Genomic DNA, 2,026 nt, shown 5'->3' with positions numbered 1-2,026 from the left:
TATTAGACCGTGGTTTTACAGGACACGAACACCTACAAACCGTAGGCTTAATACATATGAACGGACGGTTATACGACCCTGCACTACACCGTTTCTTACAACCTGACAACTTTGTACAAGACCCTTTTAATACACAGAACTTTAATCGATATGGGTATTGCTTGAATAATCCGTTGATTTATAATGATAAGAATGGTGAGTTTTGGAACCTAATTATTGGAGCTGTTATTGGTGGAATTATTAATTGGGCTACACACGGAGCTAAGTTTTCAGCCCAAGGATTAGGATATTTTGGTGTTGGAGCACTCGCAGGAGCATTAAGTGCAGGTGTAATGGGTGGTACATCATCTGCATTAGCTGGTGGTGCTTTTAGTGCAGGATTTTTGGGATCCTCTTCTGCGGCTGCTGTATCCTCAAGTTTCTTTTCAGGTGCAGTTATAGGAGCTGCTTCTGGTCTTACAGGGGGAATAACCTCTGGAATAGGTAATAGTTTAGTCTCAGGTCAAAATATTGGACAAGCACTAAAAAATGGAATTAACGATGGATTAACAGGGGCTGCTTTCGGAGCTATAACAGGTGGTATAGCTGGTGGTATTGATGCTGTAATTGATGGAAGAAACTTTTGGAGAGGAGATAGAAAAATATTTGATGTAGATTTGCCTATCCCCCAAGTAAACCAAATAGGAGATTATGACTGTACTTATGCTTGTGCTGAGAGTATAGATAAGTATTATGGTAATAGTAGAACTCAAAGTTATTTTACTTCTTCTAACCCAAGTTCCACAGGACAAGGACTAACTAATCGAGAAATAGGTAGGATGTATGCTAATGCTGGTTATCGAACAGGTTCAATCTCTATAGATAAAGCTAACCCTGTAAATACAATTAGAGAAATAGCAAACAATATGAGCCAAAGAACAGCCGTATCACTAACTTACGATACGGGAATAAGGGCAATAGGAATGGGAGGACAGAAGTTTATTTTTGCACACGCTACGGTAATTAATAGAGTGAGACTTTATGATAGCGGTCGATTTATTATTAATGTTATGAACCCATCGTCTAATAGTAGTACAAATTCTTTTAGAACTCTTAATAATATGTTTTTAATTTTCAGTATACGTTGATATGCAAATAAAAATTACCTTTATACTATCTTTTGTTATCAATATCCTCTCTTTCTCACAAGAGAGCAATCCTTTTCATTATGACAAAAATATATATAAGGATTCTGCCCTTATATATCTAAAAAAAAATAATATAATAGATATTAATAAAGAAGATATCCTCTCAATTCCAGTTTTAGACCTACAAGGGAAAAAATATAAGTGTGGAGATATGATAGAAAAACTTATTTCTCTAAAAAAAGCTCCTAATTTTCAAATGCTTATAATAAAAAACAAGAATGAAATTCAATTTTTCCAGATGTTTGACTCATATTATAAACTAATGAATAATATTTCTTCTATATATGACCCTCCTATTATATTTGATTCAGAAAACATTGAAAAGAAGTTGATGGATTATCAATGTAAAAATCCTAATAATTTTATTTTTATTATACAACATTTTCACGGTTATTGGGTAATGAAAGAAGGTAAAATATTTAAGATTATAAATAGTAAATGGGGAATTAAAGAAATTGATGGAGATATTTTTTGGTGTGAGAACTATGGAGAAGAACTTACTAATGATATTACTCTCAATGGAGGAATAAAAGTAGGTAAGAAATATTTAACCTGTCCAAATTGTAAAATTAGAAAGAAAAGATAATTGAAAAAATGTATCTTTGCACCGTGATTTAAGTACATTGAAATATTATAGACACTAACTAAGCAAGGCACTTTGATGCCTGGGGCAAAGTGTTAAGCATCACTGACGGCAACGGCAACAAGTTAGATAAGTTGCTTCTTGACAGAGGTTATACAGGGCACGAACACCTGCAAACCGTAGGACTTATCCATATGAACGGACGGTTGTACGACCCTGCGCTACACCGTTTCTTACAACCCGATAACTTTGTACA

At 34.3% G+C, this 2,026-nt stretch carries 2 protein-coding genes and 1 pseudogene; all 3 read left to right on the top strand.

Features of this window, described 5'->3' with window-relative positions:
* The coding region (locus tag HMPREF9073_RS16185) for an RHS repeat-associated core domain-containing protein (RefSeq protein WP_009412394.1) at positions 1 to 1,127 on the top strand (1,127 nt) is incomplete at its 5' end.
* A gap of 1 nt (position 1,128) precedes the next feature.
* Positions 1,129 to 1,773 (top strand): hypothetical protein, encoded by a 645-nt coding sequence (locus tag HMPREF9073_RS02460; RefSeq protein WP_009412393.1) that lies wholly within the window; start codon positions 1,129 to 1,131, stop codon positions 1,771 to 1,773.
* An 86-nt stretch (positions 1,774 to 1,859) separates the two neighbouring features.
* A pseudogene (locus HMPREF9073_RS15400) lies at positions 1,860 to 2,026 on the top strand (RHS repeat-associated core domain-containing protein); the annotation flags it as partial.

The organism is Capnocytophaga sp. oral taxon 326 str. F0382, from assembly GCF_000318295.1.
Lineage (GTDB): Bacteria > Bacteroidota > Bacteroidia > Flavobacteriales > Flavobacteriaceae > Capnocytophaga > Capnocytophaga periodontitidis.
This window is presented reverse-complemented; position numbering and strand designations above follow the sequence as displayed.